The following is a 19,262-nucleotide window of genomic DNA, read 5'->3' on the forward strand; positions in this document are numbered from 1 at the left end:
GGTCTCGGGTCCTTTGGCGTCCGTCACAGCTTCGGCGCAATCTCTTCGGTCCAGATCCGCTCCCGCTCCTCGCCCGACATGTGGCAGGCGGAGAAGTGTCCGGGGCCGACCTCGCGCAGTTCGGGGCGCTGGGTGCGGGTGATGTTGTCCTTGGGGACGTCCGCGTACGGGCAGCGCGGGTTGAAGGCGCAGCCGTCCGGCAGGTTGATGAGGCTCGGCGGGGAGCCCTTGACCGGGGTGAGCCGTTCGGTCTGGGCCCGGTCGATGCGCGGCATGGAGCCGAGCAGGCCCCAGGTGTACGGGTGTTGCGGCTCGGTGAACACCTTCTCGGCGGAGCCCCGCTCGACGCACCGGCCGCCGTACATGACGAGGAGTTCGTCGGCCATCTCCGCGACGACCCCGAGGTCGTGCGTGATCATGATGACGGCGGAGCCGAACTCCTTCTGCAGATCGCGGATCAGGTCGAGGATCTGCGCCTGCACGGTCACGTCGAGGGCCGTGGTCGGCTCGTCGGCGATGAGGAGTTCGGGGTTGTTGACGAGCGCCATGGCGATCATCGCGCGCTGGCGCATGCCGCCGGAGAACTCGTGCGGGTAGGCGTCGACGCGCTTGTCGGGCTGCGGGATGCCGACGCGGTCGAGCATCTCGATCGCCCGCTTGCGCGCGGTCTTCTTGTCGACGTCGTGGTGGACGCGGTACGCCTCCACGATCTGCTTGCCGATCGTGTAGTACGGGTGCAGCGCGGAGAGCGGGTCCTGGAAGATCATCGCCATGTCCCGGCCGCGCAGCTTGCGCACCTTGTCCGGGTCGGCGGAGAGCAGTTCCGTGCCGTCGAGCCAGATCTCGCCGCTGATGCGGGCCTTGCCGCGCCCGTACTGGCCGGCGGTGTGCAGGCCGAGGATGCCGAGCGAGGTGACGGACTTGCCGGAGCCGGACTCGCCGACGATGCCGAGGGTGCGGCCCTTCTCCAGCGAGAAGGAGAGCCCGTCGACGGACTTGACCAGGCCGTCGTCGGTCGGGAAGTGCACCTTGAGGTCGCGGACCTCGAGGAAGGCGCTGGGGGTGCCGGAGGCGGGGACGGGTTCGCCGACCGCCGCTCCGGTCTTGTGCAGTTCGGTCATCCCAGCCTCACTCGCGGGTCGATGACGGCGTACAGAAGGTCCACGACGAGGTTGGCGACGGCGATCGCGAGGGCCGCGATGAGCGTCACGCCGAGGATCACGGGCAGGTCCTTGTTGCTGATGGCCTGGACCGCCGCGAGGCCGAGGCCCGGCAGGTTGAACGTGGACTCGGTGAGCACGGCGCCGCCGAGCAGCACGCCGAGGTCGAGCCCGAAGACGGTGAGGATCGGCGTCATCGCGGAGCGCAGGGCGTGCCGGGTGATGACGGCGGACTCGCCGAGGCCCTTGGCGCGCGCGGTACGGATGTAGTCCTCGCCCAGGATCTCCAGCATGGTGGCGCGGGTGAGGCGGGCGTACATGGCGGCGTTGAGGAAGGCGAGCACGATCCACGGCAGGATCAGCGTCTGGAACCACGTACCGACCGAGTCGTCCGTGGACAGGGAGTCGGCGATGCGGACCCAGCCGAGGCTGTGCACGAAGACGCCCATGGCGACCATGCCGGTGAAGAAGACGGGGAGCGAGACGCCGCCGAGGGCGGTCGACATCGCGGCGCGGTCCCACAGGGTGCCGCGCTTGAGGGCGGAGAGCACACCGGTGGCGACGCCGGCGGCGAGCCACAGGACGCAGGCGCCGGCGGCGAGGGCGCCGGTGACGGGCAGGGCGTCCTTCAGGGTGTTCCACACGGGCTCCTCCGTGCGGAAGGAGTACCCGAAGCAGGGGGCGGCGCAGTGCGTCACGTCGTTGCCGTTGACGTAGTCGCGCCCCATCGGGATGCCCTTGATGAAGTCCCAGAACTGGACCAGTACGGGGTCGTCCAGACCGAGTTTGATCCGGATGCCCGCGAGCTGCTCGGCTCCCGTGGCCTTGCCGGCGAAGAGGACGGCGATGTCCTGACCCGCCCATTTGGGCAGCATGAAGAAGATGGTGAAGGTCGCGAGCAGGACGACGAGCACCATGATGACTACGGCGAACAGGCGCCGGATGAGATAAGCAAGCACTGTGCGCGGCCCGGCGGCGGACCCGGCCCCTCGTGAGGGTCGTGGTCGCCGCCCGGGGCCATCACCTGCCCTTCGGACTGGCGGGTTTCGGCGGCGGAGCGGAGCGGGGCCGGGCGGCGGACGCGGTCCGCCGCCCGGCTGGGGGTGTTACTTGACGACGCCGAGCGAGGCGTAGTCGTAGCGACCGCTGTACGCGTCGGACATGTAGACGTTGGTCAGACGCGGGCCACGCCAGGTGATGTTCTTCTCGTAGATGAAGGGCATCCAGTCGGCCTGGTCGAGGATGCGGTGGTCCAGCTCCTCGTAGATCTTGCCGGCCTTGTCGGGGTCGGTCTCCGCGATGGCCTTGTCGAAGAGGCCGTCGATCTTCTTGTCCTTGATCTGGGACTCGTTGTAGTTACCCGTGGAGGCGAGGAAGCGGCTGTCCCACAGCGGCTGGCCGAAGCCCTGGCCGGACGGGAAGTCCGGGCCCCAGCCGCTCATGGTCATGCCGTAGCCGCGAGCCTTGACGACCTTCGGGGAACCGGTGATCGCGGAGGTCTCGGCGCCGTCGAGGGCGTCGACCTCCAGCTTGATGCCGACCTTGCCGAGCTGCTCCTGGAGCGCCTCGGCGGTGTCGACCTCGCCCGGGTTGTTGTTACGGGCGGTGATCTTCGTGGAGAAGCCGCCGGGCTTGCCGCACTGCTTCAGCTCGTCCTTGGCCTTGGCGACGTCCGGCTTGCCCTTGCGGGCGAGGACGCCGTACGGGTCGTAGTCGCTGTGGCCCTTGATGGAGACGGGCAGCGTGGAGTTGGCGATGTCGCCGCCGGCCAGCTTGCCGCCGCGGGTCTGCTGGAGACCGGCGAAGTCCGTGCCGTAGAACACGGCCTTGCGGCAGTGGACGTTGTCGAACGGCTTCGCGGTGTGGATCAGGGCGACGTAGCGCACGAAGGCGGTGCGCATGTTGTCGACGCTGTTCTTGTGGTCCTGGACGGCGGTGACGCGACCCGACTGGGTCATGCCCGTGCCGTTCAGGTCGACGTCGTAGTCGCCTTCCATCAGACGCTTGTCGTTCTCCTCCAGGTTGGCGGAGATCGTCACGTCGATCTTGTCGGGCAGCGCGGCGCGGACCGGGTCCGAGGACTTCTGCCACTTGTCGTTGCGCACGAGGACGATCTTCTTGCCGGCCTTGTACGACTGGAACTTGTACGGGCCCGCGGAGAAGGGGTGCTGGGTGTACTTGGCGCCGGTGTCCTTCTCGCGCTTGACCGCGGAGCCGGTCGGCATGGCGAGGAACTGCTCGAAGTCACCGTTGGGCTTCGGCAGGTGGAAGATCACCGTCTTGGCGTCGGGCGTGTCGATCGCCTTCAGGCCGAGCTTGTCCTTGGACTTGTCCTTGTAGGGGCCCTTGTACTCGCTCTTGGGGTCGAGGTTCTGCTTGATGTACTGCGGGCCGCCGGTGATGGTGTCGGTGGCCCAGCCGCGCTCGATGCCGTACTTGACGTCCTGCGCGGTGATCGGGGAGCCGTCCTCCCACGTGATGCCGTCGCGCAGCTTGTACGTGTAGGTCTTGCCGCCGTCGGTGATCTTGGCGGGGGCCTCGGCGAGGTCACCGACCAGCTCGGTGGACGCCTTGCCCGGCTTGGGCGCGTACGTCACGAGCTGACGGGTGTAGAAGCGCATGAAGTCCCACGTCATGCCGTAGTAGGCGCGCTGCGGGTCGGCGGAGTCGAGGTCCTGCTTGCCGACCATCTTCAGCGTGCCTCCCTTCTTCGTCGAAGGGTTGGCGACCTTGTTGTACGCGGCGTCGTAGCCCGCGCCCTTCGACGACCCCTTGGAGTCGTCGCCGTTGCCGCCGCCGCACGCCGTGGTCGACACCAGCGCCGCGACAACGAGGGCCGCGCCGGCGGCGAGCCGTCGTTTCGAGGTACCTGTGGACATTTTCTCGTAACCTCCGAGATCGCGGTCCTGGGCGAAGCGCCGAAGAACCAGGGAGTTGGGGCCACCTGACGGTGCGGCAGGGGGCTTACTGGGCAAGCCTGTTGGATCGGTCACCGGGAACCCTTCGGGTCGAGCGCGTCACGCAGCCCGTCCCCGAAGAGGTTGAACGCCAGGACGGTGACGAAGATCGTGACGCCGGGGAAGACCATGAACATCGGGTCGTGCTCGTACGTCTCGAGCGCGTCGCGGAGCATGCCGCCCCAGGACGCGGTGGGCGGCCGGACACCGGCACCGAGGAAGCTGAGGGCCGCCTCCGTGAGGATGTTCGTCGGGATCATCAGCGTCGTGTAGACGGTGATGGGGGCGACGAGGTTCGGCAGCAGCTCGCGGAAGAGGATGTGCCGGGAGCCGCCGCCCAGGGAGCGGGCCGCCTCCACGTACTCGCGCTCGCGCAGGGAGAGCGTCTGGCCGCGGACGATGCGGCCGATGTAGGGCCAGCCGAAGAAGCCGATGACCATGACGAGGACGGCGATGCGCACCCCGCTGCCGGTGAGGCCCAGCAGGTCGTCGGGGAGGACCGAGACCAGGGAGATGATGAACAGGAGCTGCGGGAACGACAGGAGCAGGTCCATGACGCGGCTGATCAGCGCGTCGACCCAGCCGCCGAAGTAGCCGGCGATGATGCCGAACAGCGTGCCGAGGGCGACGGCGACGATCGCCGCGAGGAACGCGACGAGCAGCGAGATGCGGGCGCCGTAGACGATGCGGCTGAACACGTCGCGGCCCTTGTTCGGTTCGAGGCCGAAGAGGAAGTCGCCGCTGACGCCGCCGAGCGCGCCCTGGGGCATGTTCGTCAGCGGGTCCAGCTTGTCCTGGTGGAAGTCGTTCGGCGGGTGGCCGAGCAGGCCCACGATCAGCGGCGCGAAGACCGCGACGAGGATGAGGAGTACGACAACGATGCCACCGCCCAGGGCGACCTTGTCCCGCTTGAGACGGTTCCAGGCGATCTGCTTCAGGGACCGCCCCTCGACCTTGCGACCCGCGTCGCTCGCGGCGGCGTCGACCGGCGCGGTCGGCTCCGCTTCCGCGGTCGTGTCGTGCAATGGTGCCGTCATCGTGGCAAGGACCCCTCTCAACCGGCGGTGACCGGCCCGCACTTGCCGCTGTAGCGGCGTGGTTCAGTCCGTCGAACTCGTCGTACACAGAGGCGAAGCCCCTTGGTGCGGGAGTCTTCAACCTGGGTATGAGCTGTAGCCAGACCCGGCGGGGAATGGATGCCTAAACGTGATGCTGTCTGGGGGGTTCCGTTATCCGGACGGCCGTGAACGGCGTGCGGACAGTGGGCAGTTGGGGCCCAATCGGCGCCAGGTCGGACATAGGGCCCACAGGTGCGGTTCTCCTGTCCAACCGTCCTGTTCCCGAAATCGTCCGCGCGCGGCGGGAGTTCGGAGCGCGGAAGGCGGCGGAAGGTAGCGGAAAAGCGGCGGAAAGGCTCAGTACGCCCCGCCGTACGGCGGCGGGTAGCCGTAGCCGCCGGGTGCGCCGGCGGCGGGGGCCGCGTGGGCGTCGCGGTCGTAGAACGGGCGGGCGTGGGCCCGCAGCCACATCGCCACCGGGTCGTGCGCGTCGGACATGGCGACGGTGGAGACCGGCAGCCCCTCGGGCACGGCCGGGACGGACTGCTGCATCATCGCCCGGACCGCGTCCACGGACGCCGGGGACGTGTCGTACACGTCGAGGCCGATGGCGAGGTAGGGCGCGCCGAGCGCGGGCTGCACCCAGGCGCGGCGCAGCGAGCGGACGGCGCTCGTGCGGTGCGCGTTCTGCGTGAGGAGGGCGTAGAACTGCGGGATCTCGATGGTCGGCTCGGTCAGCCGGAGCGGGCCCGCGGGCTGCCGGTCGAGGCCGCCCGCGATGCGCCGCAGGTCGAGCCAGGGGATGCCGACGCCGCCGCCGGGGGCGTGCGGGTTGAGCCAGAGCCCGTAGTGGTCGGGGTAGAGGGTGCGGGCCGCGTCGACGCCGCCGACCACCTCGTAGGCGCGGGACCAGCCGGACGCGGACAGCTCCTGGGCGGAGGTGACGCAGGGGGCGTACGAGAAGCCGTCGACCTCCATGTTCCCGTACTGAGCGTCGGGCGAGCCGGCCTGGCCGTGCCACAGCAGCATCCACACCTGGCCGGACGCGGGGTCGGCGAGGGCCTGGAGCAGTTCCTCGTACGCGTCGTAGCGCCCGGGGGCGACCTGGCGCAGCATGTGCTCGACCTTGCCCCAAGGTCTCGACTCCGCCCGGCCGGGGGAGGCCCCACTGGCCGCGGACGCGCCCGACGCACTCACCCGTAACCGCCCCTTCGATACGTCCGTGTCCCGCGTGACCGGGGCCTCGCGCCGACCGGTCAGGTCATGAAACCAGCTTAAGCGGCGTCGTCGACAGCGACTTGACGCACGCCGTCACGCTTGCCGTACGTAGAAGGGCCGGACGTGGGAGCGCAGCCAGTCCGCGACCGGGTCCTGTGTGACGTCGAGGAACACCAGGTTCACGGGCCAGGCGACGGGCGCCCGGCCGAGCGCGCGGCCCAGCGCGTCGAGCGGGATGTCGCCGACCGCGCCGTCGGACGGGACGAGTTCCACGCCGATGAACAGCGACGGCTCGGCGTCCTCGACGACGGCGAGGCAGCGGCGGGCGGTGAGGACGGTGCCGACGGCCTCGAACTCCTCGCGGACGGCGGTGAGGAGGTCCACGGGGTCGATCTGCCAGTCCGGCTCGGAGAGCAGGACACGGCCGCCGGTCGCGGGGCCGTCGAGCGGGGAGTGCCCGGTGCGGGCCAGCGCGGCGACGGCGGGCGGGGGCAGCGGGACGCCGACCGTGCCGTCGGGGTTGAGGGCGAGGCCGACCTGGGCGGGCAGTCCGCGCGCGAAGTCGACGGCGGGGGCGACCGTGCAGTCCATCCGGCCGCCGGTGACCTGCATGAACTGCTGCTCGGAGGTGAAGGCGGGGACGTACGCCTGCCCGTCGATCTCCAGCGTGGGCAGGTCCAGGTCGCGGCTGGCGGTGCTGCCGCCCTTGGGCAGGGGTATCCACAGATGGCTGCGGCCGAGCGCCTCGACGATGCGGCCGCCCGCGCCCGGCTGTCCGAGGGCTGCGGCGAGCACTTCTTCCATCTCGTTGGCCGGCCAGCCCTGCGCGGGGTGCGGGTGCGCGTGGGCGTGCGCGGGCGCGGGCGGAGGGGCGTGCGCGGCCGCCGGCTCGGGCGCGGGAGCACTCCCGTGGTCGGGGTACGCCTGGTGGTCCGGGTACGGCTGGTGCTCGGGGTACGGCTGGTGATCCGCGTACGCCTGGTGATCCGGGTACGCCTGAGGGTCCGGGTGGGCCGGATGTGCCTGAGGGTCCAGGGGTGACTGATGCGCCGGATATGCCTGGTGGCCCGGGTGTGCCGGGGGTGTCGTCGCCGCGTGTTCCGTAGCCGGGTGTTCCATAGGCGCCGACGATAACGGGTGGCCGCGCGCCCCGGCCCGGGTACCGCCGACCCCGCCCGCGAGGCCGCTCATGTCAGCGTGAACGTGATGCCGCTGAGCGCGTCGGTCGCCGCCCGGTCCAGGAGCACCGCCGACGCGATCCCCTCGGGCAGTTCCCCGCGCTCCGTGGCGGTGACCAGCGCGCCGACGGCCCTGCGGTGCCGGGCGAACGCGTACCGCGAGACCGCCCGCCCGCGCTCGCGCTGGCCGTGCAGCGCCTGGCCGGCGGGGACGTCGAGCAGTACGAGGTGGACGGCGACGCCCCGGCGCCGCGCGGTGCGGCTGACCCAGCGGCGCACCCACGCCTGGGTGCCGCAGTCGTGGACGACGACGCTCGCGCCGGAACGGATCGCCCGGCGCAGGGCGCTGTAGTGCGCGACGCGGACCAGCGGCCGGTAGAGCGCGTACGGCAAGAACCGCGGCAGCCGGGCGGCCCAGCGGTCGCGGGTGTCCTGGGAGTCGACGAGCAGCACCGGGCCCGCGGGCACCGCCCGGCGCATCAGCGTGGACTTGCCGCTGCCGGGCAGCCCCGACAGGACGACCACGTCCCCCTCGGCGAACCCGATCCGGCGGGGCGTGCGCCCGCGCCGCCCGCGCAGGTCCCGTACCGTCCGCTGCCGCGGCACCCGCATCCCCGTGAGCGCCGCCCCGCAGACCGCTGCGACTGACTTGTGCACCGTGATCGCCCTCCCCCTCGGGTCACCCTTCTCCTGCCCGCCAAGTGTAAAGAGAAGGTAATGCGGTACAAGGGGTCTGCCCGCCGGACAGGCATGCAATGATGTGCCCGCAAACTGCATACCGGCCGCTTGAATCCGCGCGGGAGAGTTCCGGACGTCCAAGGACGGCCGGGCGCCGAAGGAGCAAGTCCCTCCCTTGAATCTCTCAGGCCCCGTACCGCGCGGGCGAGGCACATCTGAAAAGCGGACCGCCCCCTGCCGTTCGGCGGTTCCACCCAAGGTGCAAGCCCCTCGGGGCGAACCTCTCAGGTTCCGATGACAGATGGGGAGGAACCTCCTTCGTGGAGGCCCTTTCACGGGGACCCTCGCCATCGCCGTCATGCCCGGGAGCACCTGTTATGACCCGCACCACCGCCTTGGACGCCCTGCATCGTTCGCTCGGCGCCACCATGACCGACTTCGCCGGCTGGGACATGCCGCTGCGCTACGGCAGCGAGCGCGACGAGCACAACGCCGTGCGCACCGCGGCCGGCCTCTTCGACCTGTCGCACATGGGCGAGATCACCGTCAGCGGCCCCCAGGCCGTGGACCTGCTCAACCACGCGCTCGTCGGCAACATCGGCTCGGTCGGCGCGGGCCGCGCCCGCTACACGATGATCTGCCGCGAGGACGGCGGCATCCTCGACGACCTCATCGTCTACCGCCTCGCCGAGACCACGTACATGGTCGTCGCCAACGCGGGCAACGCGCAGGTCGTCCTCGACGCCCTCACCGAGCGCGCCGCCGGCTTCGACGCCGAGGTCCGCGACGACCGCGACGCGTACGCACTGCTCGCCGTCCAGGGCCCGAACTCGCCGTCCATCCTCAAGTCGGTCACCGACGCGGACCTCGACGGCCTGAAGTACTACGCGGGCCTGCCGGGCACCGTCGCCGGCGTCGAGGCGCTCATCGCGCGCACCGGCTACACCGGCGAGGACGGCTTCGAGCTGTTCGTCGCCCCCGCCGACGCCGAGAAGCTGTGGCAGGCGCTGACCGAGGCCGGCGCCGGGCTCGGCCTCGTCCCCTGCGGCCTGTCCTGCCGCGACACGCTGCGCCTTGAGGCGGGCATGCCGCTGTACGGGCACGAGCTGACGACGGACCTCACGCCGTTCGACGCCGGGCTCGGCCGGGTCGTGAAGTTCGAGAAGACCTCGCACGGCGACGACTTCGTCGGCCACGACGCCCTCAAGGCCGCCGCCGCGCGCGCCGAGAGCGCCCCGCCCCGCAAGCTCGTCGGCCTGATCGCCGAGGGCCGCCGGGTGCCGCGCGCGGGTATGCGGGTGGTCGCGGACGGCCAGGTCGTCGGCGAGGTCACCTCCGGCGCCCCCTCCCCCACGCTGGGCAAGCCGATCGCCATGGCGTACGTGGACGCCTCGCACGCCGAGCCGGGCACGGCGGGCGTCGGCGTCGACATCCGCGGTACGCACGAGCCGTACGAGGTCGTCGCGCTGCCGTTCTACAAGCGCCAGAAGTAGCCCCGCCCCCGGCGCCGGAGGCAGCCCGCCGCAGGCGCCCGACCCCTCTGTCACCAGCACCGCCCCGCGTACAGGAGAATTCGCATCATGAGCAACCCCCAGCAGCTTCGCTACAGCAAGGAGCACGAGTGGCTGTCGGCCGTCGAGGACGGCGTCGCCACGGTCGGCATCACGGAGCACGCGGCGAACGCGCTCGGTGACATCGTGTTCGCCCAGCTCCCCGAGGTCGGAGAGACGGTGACCGCGGGCGTGACCTGCGGCGAGCTGGAGTCGACGAAGTCGGTCTCCGACCTGTACTCCCCCGTCTCCGGTGAGGTCACCGAGACCAACCAGGACGTCGTCGAGGACCCGGCCCTCGTGAACTCGGCCCCCTTCGAGGGCGGCTGGCTGTTCAAGGTCCGGCTGAGCGAGGAGCCGAAGGACCTGCTCTCCGCCGACGAGTACACCGCGTTCTCCGGGAGCTGACCGAGATGTCCGTACTGAACGAGTCCCTGCACGCGCTCGACCCCGAGGTCGCGCGCGCCGTCGACGCCGAGCTGCACCGCCAGCAGTCGACGCTGGAGATGATCGCGTCGGAGAACTTCGCCCCGGTCGCCGTCATGGAGGCGCAAGGATCGGTCCTGACGAACAAGTACGCGGAGGGCTACCCCGGCCGCCGCTACTACGGCGGCTGCGAGCACGTCGACGTCACCGAGCAGATCGCCATCGACCGGGTCAAGGAGCTGTTCGGCGCCGAGTACGCCAACGTGCAGCCCCACTCGGGCGCCTCCGCCAACCAGGCCGCCCTGTTCGCGCTCGCCAAGCCCGGCGACACGATCCTCGGCCTGGACCTCGCGCACGGCGGTCACCTCACGCACGGCATGCGCCTGAACTTCTCCGGCAAGCAGTTCGACGTGGTCGCGTACCACGTGGACGAGGCCGGCCTCGTCGACATGGCCGAGGTCGAGCGGCTCGCCAAGGAGCACCGCCCGAAGGTGATCATCGCGGGCTGGTCGGCGTACCCGCGCCAGCTCGACTTCGCCGAGTTCCGCCGGATCGCCGACGAGGTCGAGGCGTACCTGTGGGTCGACATGGCGCACTTCGCGGGCCTGGTCGCGGCCGGTCTGCACCCGAACCCGGTGCCGTACGCGGACGTCGTGACGTCGACCACGCACAAGACGCTGGGCGGTCCGCGCGGCGGCATCATCCTCGCCAAGAAGGACTTCGCCAAGAAGCTGAACTCCTCGGTCTTCCCCGGCTTCCAGGGCGGCCCGCTGGAGCACGTCATCGCGGCGAAGGCGGTCTCGTTCAAGGTCGCGGCGAGCGAGGAGTTCAAGGAGCGCCAGGAGCGCACGATCGAGGGTGCCCGCATCCTCGCCGAGCGTCTGACCTCGCAGGACGCGCGCGAGCACGGGGTGAACGTGCTGTCGGGCGGCACCGACGTGCACCTGGTCCTCGTGGACCTGCGCGACAGCGAGCTGGACGGGCAGCAGGCCGAGGACCGCCTCCACGAGGTCGGCATCACGGTCAACCGCAACGCCGTCCCGAACGACCCGCGCCCGCCGATGGTCACCTCCGGGCTGCGCATCGGCACGCCGGCGCTCGCCACGCGCGGATTCGGCGCCGAGGACTTCCGCGAGGTCGCGGACGTGATCGCCGAGGCGCTCAAGCCCTCGTACGACGCGCAGGCCCTCAAGGACCGGGTGAGCGCCCTCGCGGCGAAGCACCCGCTGTACCCCGGCCTTTCGTAACTTCGTACGCTTTCGTACGTACGGACGTGCGGGGCACCGCGCACACTGGACACGGCGGGACCGTGTCCGGGGCGCGGTGCCCCGACCGCTTCCGGGCGCACCCCGGTACCTCCCGGCGCACCCCGGCGGGTCCGGCTCGCGGATCCGTCCCCGAAAAACCGTTTCATCCGCTCGTTCCGCACCACCCGGCAGACAACGGCGTCTACCACCATCATTGGAGTTCTCACCGTGGCCATCTCGGTCTTCGACCTGTTCTCGATCGGCATCGGCCCGTCCAGCTCCCACACGGTCGGCCCCATGCGGGCGGCGCGCATGTTCGCCCGCCGCCTCAAGAACGAGGGCCTGCTGGCCCACACCGCCTCGGTCCGCGCCGAGCTGTACGGCTCGCTGGGCGCGACCGGGCACGGGCACGGCACGCCCAAGGCGGTCCTGCTCGGCCTGGAGGGCGAGTCGCCCCGCACGGTCGACGTGGAGCACGCCGACGAGCGCGTCGAGGCGATCCGCGAGGCGGGCCGCCTGAGCCTGCTCGGCGCCCACGAGATCGCCTTCTCCTACGACGACGACCTCGTCCTGCACCGCCGCAAGGCGCTCCCGTACCACGCCAACGGCATGACGCTGTGGGCGTACGACGGGGACGGCGCCGAGCTGCTGACCAAGACGTACTACTCGGTGGGCGGCGGCTTCGTCGTGGACGAGACCGTGATCGCCCAGGAGGGCGCGGAGGGCGAGAACCCGATCGTCCCCGACGACACGGTCCTCAAGTACCCCTTCCGGTCCGGCGAGGAACTGCTGCGGCTCACGCGGGAGACGGGCCTGTCGATCCCCGCGCTGATGCTGGAGAACGAGAAGGCGTGGCGCACCGAGGACGAGATCCGCTCGGGCCTGCTCGACATCTGGCGGGTCATGCAGGCGTGCGTCTCGCGCGGCATGTCCCGTGAGGGCATCCTGCCCGGCGGCCTGAAGGTGCGCCGGCGCGCGGCGGGCTCGGCCCGCAAGCTGCGCGCCGAGGGCGATCCGCTGGCGCTCGCCATGGAGTGGATCACCCTGTACGCGATGGCCGTCAACGAGGAGAACGCGGCGGGCGGCCGGGTCGTGACCGCGCCGACGAACGGCGCGGCCGGCATCATCCCGGCGGTCCTGCACTACTACGTGAACTTCGTGCCGGGCGCCGACGAGGAGGGCGTCGTCCGCTTCCTGCTGGCGGCGGGCGCGATCGGCATGCTGTTCAAGGAGAACGCGTCGATCTCGGGCGCCGAGGTCGGCTGCCAGGGCGAGGTCGGCTCGGCCTGCTCGATGGCGGCGGGCGCGCTCGCGGAGGTCCTCGGCGGCTCCCCCGAGCAGGTGGAGAACGCGGCCGAGATCGGCATGGAGCACAACCTCGGCCTGACCTGCGACCCGGTCGGCGGCCTCGTGCAGATCCCCTGCATCGAGCGCAACGGCATGGCGGCGGTCAAGGCCGTCACCGCCGCGAAGATGGCGATGCGCGGCGACGGCTCCCACAAGGTCTCCCTCGACAAGGTCATCAAGACGATGAAGGAGACGGGCGCGGACATGTCCGTCAAGTACAAGGAGACCGCGCGCGGCGGCCTCGCGGTGAACATCATCGAGTGCTGACCGCCTCCCCGGCGCGGGGGCCCGTACGGCGGGTTCCCGGGCGCCGGGAAGGTTCGGCCGGGCTCGGTCAGTTCACTCCGTGGGCGTGGGCCCGGGTCCTCAGCGTGCCGCGGGTCAGGCCCAGTTGGTGCTCCGCCGTTTCGAGGACGAGGGCCGACAGGTCCAGGTCGGACAGGTCGCTGTCGGGTGCGTCGGGGTCCGCGTTGGCGTAGGTGCCCATGCCGTCGACGGCGACCAGGATGTGCAGCGCGGCGCGCAGCGCCCCGCCCCCGGCGCGGAAGTCCCCGGCCTCGACGAGCGCCACCAACTCCCCTCGCGTCACCGCCTCTTGGGCGGCGACCGCCTCCCGTAGCGGCTGCTTGAAGCGGCTGAGGTGGCGGGCGTTGAGCCAGAGCCGGCTGAGGTCGGTGTGGGCGCCTCCGGTGAGCCGGACGAGGAACAGCGCGAGCCGGTCCAGCGGCGCCAACTCCCCTTCCGCGGGCGGCAGTAGCGCGGCCCGCTCCCGTTCGGCCGCGTACGTGAACGCCTCCGCGACCAGATCGTCGGCCGCCGGGAAGTAGTGGCCGATGAGTCCGGGGCGTACCCCGAGGTCGTCGGCGACGCGACGCAGCGTGATCAGCTCCAGACCCTCCGCGAGCGCGATCCCCGCCGCCGTCCGCACGATCTCCGCGCGCCGCTCGCCGGGCGGCTTGCGTACACGCCGCGGCCGCTCCCGCGTCGCTTCCCCGACAGGTCTTGACGTCATGGTGCGCAGCCTATTGGATGGGCGACCAACAGATTATTGGGCACTCAACCAATAACCGGTACGTGCGGCAGCGCCGCCGCAGTCCGAGAGGCCACCCATGAGCACACCACCGACCGAACGCCCAGGTCAGCCAGAGACGAGGGGCATCGACCTCGTCCTGGACGAGGAGCGCATCGGCCACCCCCGCCAGTTGTTCGCCGTCTGGGCGGCCCCGAACGTCAGCTATCTGAGCTTCGCCGTCGGCGCCTCCCTCGTGCTGATGGGGCTCTCGCTGCCGCAGGCCGTCGGCGTGATCCTCGCCGGGAACCTGCTGTGGATCGCCACCGGCGTCGTCGCCGCGAGCGGCCCGGCCGCCGGCACCAGCGGCTCGGTCATCTCCCGCGCCTTCTACGGCGTACTCGGCAACAAGATCGTCCTCGTGGTCACCGGCTGGCTCATCGCCTCCGCCTACCTGGCGCTGAACTGGTCCGCCGCCTCCGTCGCCGGCATCGGACTCGCCAAGGAGTGGGGGCTGCCCGAGTCCCCCGGCCTCGACGCCGTCGTCATCTGCGTCATCGCCGCGATCACCCTGCTCGTGGCGATCTACGGCTACGCGACCATCGTGCGCCTGTACGCGGCGCTGAGCATCCTGCTGACCGTCGTCTTCGTCGTGGTCACGGGGTACGTGCTCGGCTCCGCGGACTTCTCCTACGTACCGGACGCCCCGCTGCACGGCACGGCCCTCGCCGCCGCCCTCGGCACCGGGTTCACCATCATCGGCTCGACCGCCCTGTCGTACAGCAACAGCCCGGACCTCGCCCGCTATCTGCCGCGCTCCAGCTCCCTCAAGGCCATCGCCGGGTGGACCGCGTTCGGCGCGTATCTGCCGAGCGTCGTGTTCACCACCATCGGCGCGCTCGCCGCGACCACCCTCGACATGGCCGACCCGCAGACGGCCCTGGAGTCGGTGCTCCCCGGCTGGTTCGTGCCCGTCTTCGTCATCGCGGTCGTCTTCAACACGGTCGCCAACAACGGCATGACCGCCTACAGCGCGAGCCTGTCCATCCAGTCGGTCGGCGTGAAGCTCGCCCGTATCCCCGCCGTCCTCGTCATCGGCGCGCTCGGCACCGCCATGACCCTCTACGCGATCCTCGTCTTCGACTTCCTGACCAGCGTCAACACGATGCTCCAGCTCGTCGTCGTGATCACCGGCCCGGCGATGGCCGTCGCCGTCACCGACCTCGCCCTGCGCCGCAACCGCTACCGGGGCGCCGAACTGCTACGCCAGGAGCGCGGCGGCGCGTTCTGGTACCGGGGCGGGGTGCACTGGCCGGGCATCGCGGCGCTCGTCGCCGGCGGGGTCGTCTCGCTGCTGTGGGTGAGCACCACGTTCTGGGTCGGCCCGATCGCCACCGCCCTGGGCGGCCTGGACCTCGCGATCCCCGCCGGGATGCTCGTCGCCGCCCTCGTCTACTGGGGGCTCGCCCGCGCCCTGCGCACCGTCGAGCCCGTCGCCCCCACCCCCACGGAAGAAGGCAGGACCCTGTGCACGCCGACGTCATCCTGACGGCCCGCCGCGTCCAGACGCTGGAGCCGGACGCGCCGGGCGCCCCGGCCGCCGACGCGCTCGCCGTCACCGACGGGCGGATCGTCGCCGTCGGCACCGCCGCCGAGATCGCCGCCCTGCGTGGGCCCGGCACCCGCGTCCACGACTTCCCCGGCGCGACCGTCCTGCCCGGGCTCGTCGACACCCACGCCCACCCCGTGTGGGGCTCGATCGAGATCGGGCGGGGCGTGGACCTGTCCGGCGCGGGGACCCTGGACGCCGTCCTGGCACGGGTCGCCGATGCGGTCCCGGGCTCCGGCGGCGACTGGATCACCGGGTACGACCTCGACGTCAACGTCTTCGACGGGGAGCCGTCCGGCGCGGTCCTCGGGGAGCGGTTCCCCGGGGTGCCCGTCTCCCTCATGACGCAGGACGCCCACGCCCTCGTCATCAGCCCCCGGGCCGTCGAACTCGCCGGGCTCACCGGGCGCGAGACCTTCTCCGACGCCTCCTCCGTCGTCACAGGACCGGACGGGCGGCCCACCGGGTACGTCCTCGAACTCCAGGCCATGGACCTCGTCTTCGCCCACTACCCCGAGCTGCCGCTCGCCACCAGCGCCGGGTACGTCCTCGACCAGCTCGAACAGCTCGCCGCGAGCGGTCTGACCGGGCTGCACGCCCTCGACTTCACCGAGCCCTCCGAGGACGTCTACCGCCACATCGAGGCGCACGGCGAACTGCCGCTGCGGGTGCGGTGCTCGCCGCTCGTGCCCGCCGACTCCTCCCCCGACGTCTGGCAGACGGTCGCAGGTCAGCAGGGGCTGCGCGGGCGGCGCTGGCACGTCGAGGGCGCCAAGTTCATGCTCGACGGCACCGCCGACAACGGCACGGCCTGGTTCGAGCACCCCGACTGCCTCGGCGAGAACCGCGCCCCTCTCTGGCACGACCTCGACGCGTACCGCGCGGCCGTACGGTTCTTCAGCGAGCGCGGCATCCCTACGGCGACGCACGCCATCGGCGACCAGGCCGTGCGGTACGCCCTCGACGTCCTGGAGGAGGTCGGGCCGCCGGCCGGGAGCAGCGCCCCGCACCGCATCGAGCACATCGAGTCGCTGCCGGACGACCAGCTCGGGCGGTTCGAGAAGCTCGGGGTCGTCGCCGGGCTCCAGCCCGTGCACGGGACGCGGCACACGCGGGCCGACGGCAGTGACAACTGGTCGCGGCGGATCGGGCCCGAGCGGGCCGCGCGGGGGTGGCGTACGCGGGACCTCCTCGACCATGGCGCCGTCGTCGCGCTCGGCTCCGACTGGCCCATCGGGCCCGGGGACCCGCGCGTCGGGCTGGCGGACTGCCAGTTGCGGCGGCCCGTCGAGGAGCCCGGGGTGGCGCCGGTGCAGCCCGGGCAGGCGGTTTCCGCGCGGGAGGCGTACGTGGGGATGACGCGGGCGGCTGCCGTCGCCGGGGGTGTCTCCGACTCCGTCGGGCGGATCAGGGTGGGGTACGTGGCTGATCTGACGGTGTTCGCGGAGGATCCGCTGGCGCTGGGTCCTGCGGAGCAGGCGGTCAATCCCGTCCGGGCGACGGTGGTCGGGGGGCGGGTCCGGGAGTTCTGACCTCGGTCTCTACGGCCTGACGGGCGCGGGCCTCCCCGAGAGGCTGGAAGCGGACGATCAGGTCAGCCCCCTCAGGGGCGCGGGGAACTGCGCGACCAGCCACGACGAAACCCGCACCCGGCACCCGACCCCGGGGCCCGCCCCGAATCTCGTTGAAAGGTAACTGTCATGGAACGACCGCACGTTGTAGTCGAGGGTCAGGGCGCTCGCGCTCGGGGGGCCGCGCGGGGGGCGGCCCTGCGCTCGGGTGTGACCGGCGCGCTGGAGGTGTACGGACGACTGTTCGCGCTCGGCGGCATCGACGCGGCCGCCGCGCGGGAGGGCGCCGAGCGGGCGCTGGACACCGTCGGCGCGTTCCGCCCCTGGGCCCGCGAGGAGATCGCCGGGATCGCCGACGGCGCCGGCGTAGAGGAGTGGCAGGCCGGCGTGCTGAACGCCCGTACCGAGATCCTGGCCCGTTCGACGACCGTGCCGCCCGGCGAATGCACCACCGTCGTCCTCGGCGGCATCGGCGTACAGACCTGGGACTGGCATGTCGAGCTGAAGCCGTACTGGCACACGCTGGAGGCGCGCGGCGGCGACGGACGGCACACGGTCGTCGGCCTCACCGAACACGGCATCCTCGGCAAGATCGGCGTCAACAGCGCGGGCCTCGCCCTGCACTTCAACATCCTCGGGCACCGGCGGGACGCCATCGGCGGCGTCCCCATGCACGTCCTGGCGGCCGTCGTGCTGGCCGAGGCCGGTGACGTGGCGGAGGCCGTCGAGATCGTACGGTCGGCGCCGCTGGCGTCGTCGGGGTCGTTCGCCCTGTTCGACGCGGCGGGCGGCGCCGTACTGCTGGACATCAGTCCGGTGGGCGTGCACGAGATCCGGCCGGACGAGCGGGGCGTCCTGCTGCGCACGAACCACTTCCTGACGCCGTCGCTGACGGCCGAGGAGAAGTCGTGGCTCTACCAGCCGGACTCCTGCGAGCGCCGCGACTTCGTGGCCGCCCGCCTCGCGGCCGCGAAGTCGCTCCCGGCGGACGTGGACGCGATGGCCGCGCTGCTCGTGACCGGGCCGGGCGAGCCGCCGGTGACCTGTGTGCCCGACCCGGACAAGCCGCTCGGCCAGCGCTGGGCGAGTCTCGCCACGGTCACCCTGGACCCGGCCGCGCGTACCGCCCGCGTGCTGGACGGTACGCCGGCCGACATCGGCGCGGTGCCGTGGCGCACGCTCACAGCGACGCCGTAGTGCCCTCGCCGGAGGCGCTGCCCTGGAGCCACTGGTCCCAGCTCAGGTTGAACGCGGCGTAGCCGTTGTCGGCGGGGGCCTTGGCGCGGGGCGAGCCGGTGATGGTGACCGGGTCGCCCTGCTTGACCTGTCCGTAGAACCACTTGGCGTCCGACATCGACAGATGGACGCAGCCGTGCGAGCCGCGCGCGCTGCCGCTGCCCGGGTTCGGGTCGCCGGTGGAGTAGTGGACGTACGTGCCGGACTGGGTGAGGTGGACGTCCCAGGGCAGCGTCAGATCGTAGTAGTTCGGGCTGCCCTTGTCGCAGCTTATGCCGACGCTACAGGAGGTCATATGGACCTTCTCCTGCTTGTCGATCACGGCCATCGTGCCGTTCCACGTGGGGTACTGGGCGCTGCCCGCGTTGATCGACAGGGTGCGCAGCGTGCTGCCGTTCTTCGTGACCTTCATGGTGTGGCCGGTGACGGAGACGTCCGCGCGCACGTCGTCGCCGACGGTGAAGGTGTGCGTGTAGCCGTGGACGCCGTAGCGGCCGTTGCCGTTGCTGACGCCCTTCATGTCGGCGTCGACCTTCACCTTCGTACCGGAGGGCCAGTACGTCTTGGGGCGCCAGTCGGCGCGCCTGTCGCCGAACCAGTGCCAGGCACCCTCGACCGGCTTGGAGGCGCTGACCTTCAGGTGCTTCTCGACGTTCGCCCGGGCCTTCGCGGCGACCGGGTTCGTGAAGACGACGGAGACGGGCATGGCCACGCCGACCGTGGCGCCCGTCTGCGGCATTATCGTCTCCAGCAGCATCGGCGGGCCCTTGGGCTTCGCCGGCTTCGGCGAGGCCGCGCTCGCCTTGTCCTTGCCGGGCGTCTTCGCGTCGGCGCCGCTCTGCGCGCCGCCTCCGCAGGCGCTCACGCCCACCAGTGCGGCGATGGTCGCCAGTGCGATGCCCATGCCCCTGCCCGTGCGCCGTTCCACGGCCTGCCCCCAAGTCTCCGTCACTCGCGCCCCCGCGGTCCCCGCCCTGATGGCGGGCGTTCCCGCGGGGCGTCCTTGTCTCAGACAGTC

At 71.4% G+C, this 19,262-nt stretch carries 15 protein-coding genes, 1 pseudogene and 2 riboswitches; of the genes and pseudogenes, 7 read left to right on the forward strand and 9 right to left on the reverse strand.

Annotated features, from left to right (window positions below; translation table 11 throughout):
• Positions 1 to 23 precede the first annotated feature (23 nt).
• The 7 genes and pseudogenes from ACZ7LY_RS20875 to ACZ7LY_RS20905 form a co-directional block, all read right to left on the reverse strand.
• Positions 24 to 1,121: an ABC transporter ATP-binding protein gene (locus ACZ7LY_RS20875; RefSeq protein WP_471626130.1), complete on the reverse strand. Its 1,098-nt coding sequence runs from the start codon at positions 1,119 to 1,121 to the stop codon at positions 24 to 26.
• Positions 1,118 to 2,119, reverse strand: a complete 1,002-nt coding sequence (locus ACZ7LY_RS20880; protein WP_471626131.1) for an ABC transporter permease — start codon at positions 2,117 to 2,119, stop codon at positions 1,118 to 1,120. Before ACZ7LY_RS20880 ends, ACZ7LY_RS20875 begins: the two co-directional genes overlap by 4 nt.
• A 147-nt stretch (positions 2,120 to 2,266) precedes the next feature.
• A complete protein-coding gene (locus ACZ7LY_RS20885; protein WP_471626132.1) occupies positions 2,267 to 4,039 on the reverse strand; it encodes an ABC transporter substrate-binding protein in 1,773 nt (590 codons plus the stop codon).
• A 110-nt stretch (positions 4,040 to 4,149) separates the two neighbouring features.
• Positions 4,150 to 5,154 carry an ABC transporter permease gene (locus ACZ7LY_RS20890; RefSeq protein ID WP_471626133.1) on the reverse strand — a complete coding sequence of 335 codons (1,005 nt, stop codon included), beginning with the start codon at positions 5,152 to 5,154 and terminating at the stop codon, positions 4,150 to 4,152.
• A gap of 378 nt (positions 5,155 to 5,532) precedes the next feature.
• Positions 5,533 to 6,372 (reverse strand): enhanced serine sensitivity protein SseB C-terminal domain-containing protein, encoded by an 840-nt coding sequence (locus tag ACZ7LY_RS20895; RefSeq protein ID WP_471626134.1) that lies wholly within the window; start codon positions 6,370 to 6,372, stop codon positions 5,533 to 5,535.
• Between the two features lie 114 nt (positions 6,373 to 6,486).
• Positions 6,487 to 7,242: pseudogene (locus tag ACZ7LY_RS20900) on the reverse strand (enhanced serine sensitivity protein SseB); the annotation flags it as partial.
• A 338-nt stretch (positions 7,243 to 7,580) separates the two neighbouring features.
• The gene (locus tag ACZ7LY_RS20905) at positions 7,581 to 8,183 is read right to left on the reverse strand and encodes an AAA family ATPase (RefSeq protein ID WP_471626192.1); all 603 of its coding nucleotides are present in this window, start codon (positions 8,181 to 8,183) and stop codon (positions 7,581 to 7,583) included.
• Between the two features lie 175 nt (positions 8,184 to 8,358).
• Positions 8,359 to 8,458: riboswitch (glycine riboswitch) on the forward strand.
• Positions 8,459 to 8,560: riboswitch (glycine riboswitch) on the forward strand.
• Positions 8,561 to 8,626: 66 nt separating this feature from the next.
• Here ACZ7LY_RS20905 and gcvT point away from each other — a divergent pair.
• The 4 genes from gcvT to ACZ7LY_RS20925 all read left to right on the forward strand — a co-directional run bounded on the left by gcvT (position 8,627) and on the right by ACZ7LY_RS20925 (position 13,086).
• Complete coding sequence (gene gcvT / locus ACZ7LY_RS20910) at positions 8,627 to 9,742, forward strand: glycine cleavage system aminomethyltransferase GcvT (RefSeq protein ID WP_471626135.1); 1,116 nt, start codon at positions 8,627 to 8,629, stop codon at positions 9,740 to 9,742.
• An 87-nt stretch (positions 9,743 to 9,829) separates the two neighbouring features.
• Positions 9,830 to 10,207 (forward strand): glycine cleavage system protein GcvH, encoded by a 378-nt coding sequence (gcvH, locus tag ACZ7LY_RS20915; protein ID WP_471626136.1) that lies wholly within the window; start codon positions 9,830 to 9,832, stop codon positions 10,205 to 10,207.
• Positions 10,208 to 10,212: 5 nt separating this feature from the next.
• Positions 10,213 to 11,472 carry a serine hydroxymethyltransferase gene (gene glyA / locus ACZ7LY_RS20920; protein WP_471626137.1) on the forward strand — a complete coding sequence of 420 codons (1,260 nt, stop codon included), beginning with the start codon at positions 10,213 to 10,215 and terminating at the stop codon, positions 11,470 to 11,472.
• A gap of 228 nt (positions 11,473 to 11,700) precedes the next feature.
• Positions 11,701 to 13,086 carry an L-serine ammonia-lyase gene (locus ACZ7LY_RS20925; RefSeq protein WP_471626138.1) on the forward strand — a complete coding sequence of 462 codons (1,386 nt, stop codon included), beginning with the start codon at positions 11,701 to 11,703 and terminating at the stop codon, positions 13,084 to 13,086.
• 67 nt (positions 13,087 to 13,153) lie between these two features.
• On the opposite strand, the gene ACZ7LY_RS20930 is transcribed toward ACZ7LY_RS20925, so the two are convergent.
• Positions 13,154 to 13,831 (reverse strand): TetR/AcrR family transcriptional regulator, encoded by a 678-nt coding sequence (locus ACZ7LY_RS20930; protein ID WP_471626139.1) that lies wholly within the window; start codon positions 13,829 to 13,831, stop codon positions 13,154 to 13,156.
• A gap of 97 nt (positions 13,832 to 13,928) precedes the next feature.
• Between ACZ7LY_RS20930 and ACZ7LY_RS20935 the strand changes: the two genes are divergently transcribed.
• The 3 genes from ACZ7LY_RS20935 to ACZ7LY_RS20945 all read left to right on the forward strand — a co-directional run bounded on the left by ACZ7LY_RS20935 (position 13,929) and on the right by ACZ7LY_RS20945 (position 18,205).
• On the forward strand, positions 13,929 to 15,377 hold the full coding sequence (locus ACZ7LY_RS20935) for a purine-cytosine permease family protein (protein WP_471626140.1): 1,449 nt from the start codon (positions 13,929 to 13,931) through the stop codon (positions 15,375 to 15,377).
• A complete protein-coding gene (locus ACZ7LY_RS20940) occupies positions 15,356 to 16,969 on the forward strand; it encodes an amidohydrolase (RefSeq protein WP_471626141.1) in 1,614 nt (537 codons plus the stop codon). The genes ACZ7LY_RS20935 and ACZ7LY_RS20940 overlap by 22 nt, the downstream gene beginning before the upstream one ends.
• Before the next feature lie 168 nt (positions 16,970 to 17,137).
• A complete protein-coding gene (locus tag ACZ7LY_RS20945) occupies positions 17,138 to 18,205 on the forward strand; it encodes a C45 family autoproteolytic acyltransferase/hydolase (protein ID WP_471626142.1) in 1,068 nt (355 codons plus the stop codon).
• Here the strand turns inward: ACZ7LY_RS20945 and ACZ7LY_RS20950 are convergent.
• Positions 18,189 to 19,148: a L,D-transpeptidase gene (locus ACZ7LY_RS20950; protein ID WP_471626143.1), complete on the reverse strand. Its 960-nt coding sequence runs from the start codon at positions 19,146 to 19,148 to the stop codon at positions 18,189 to 18,191. The genes ACZ7LY_RS20945 and ACZ7LY_RS20950 overlap by 17 nt on opposite strands.
• Positions 19,149 to 19,262 lie beyond the last annotated feature (114 nt).

This window comes from Streptomyces sp. NPDC107550, from assembly GCF_055639095.1.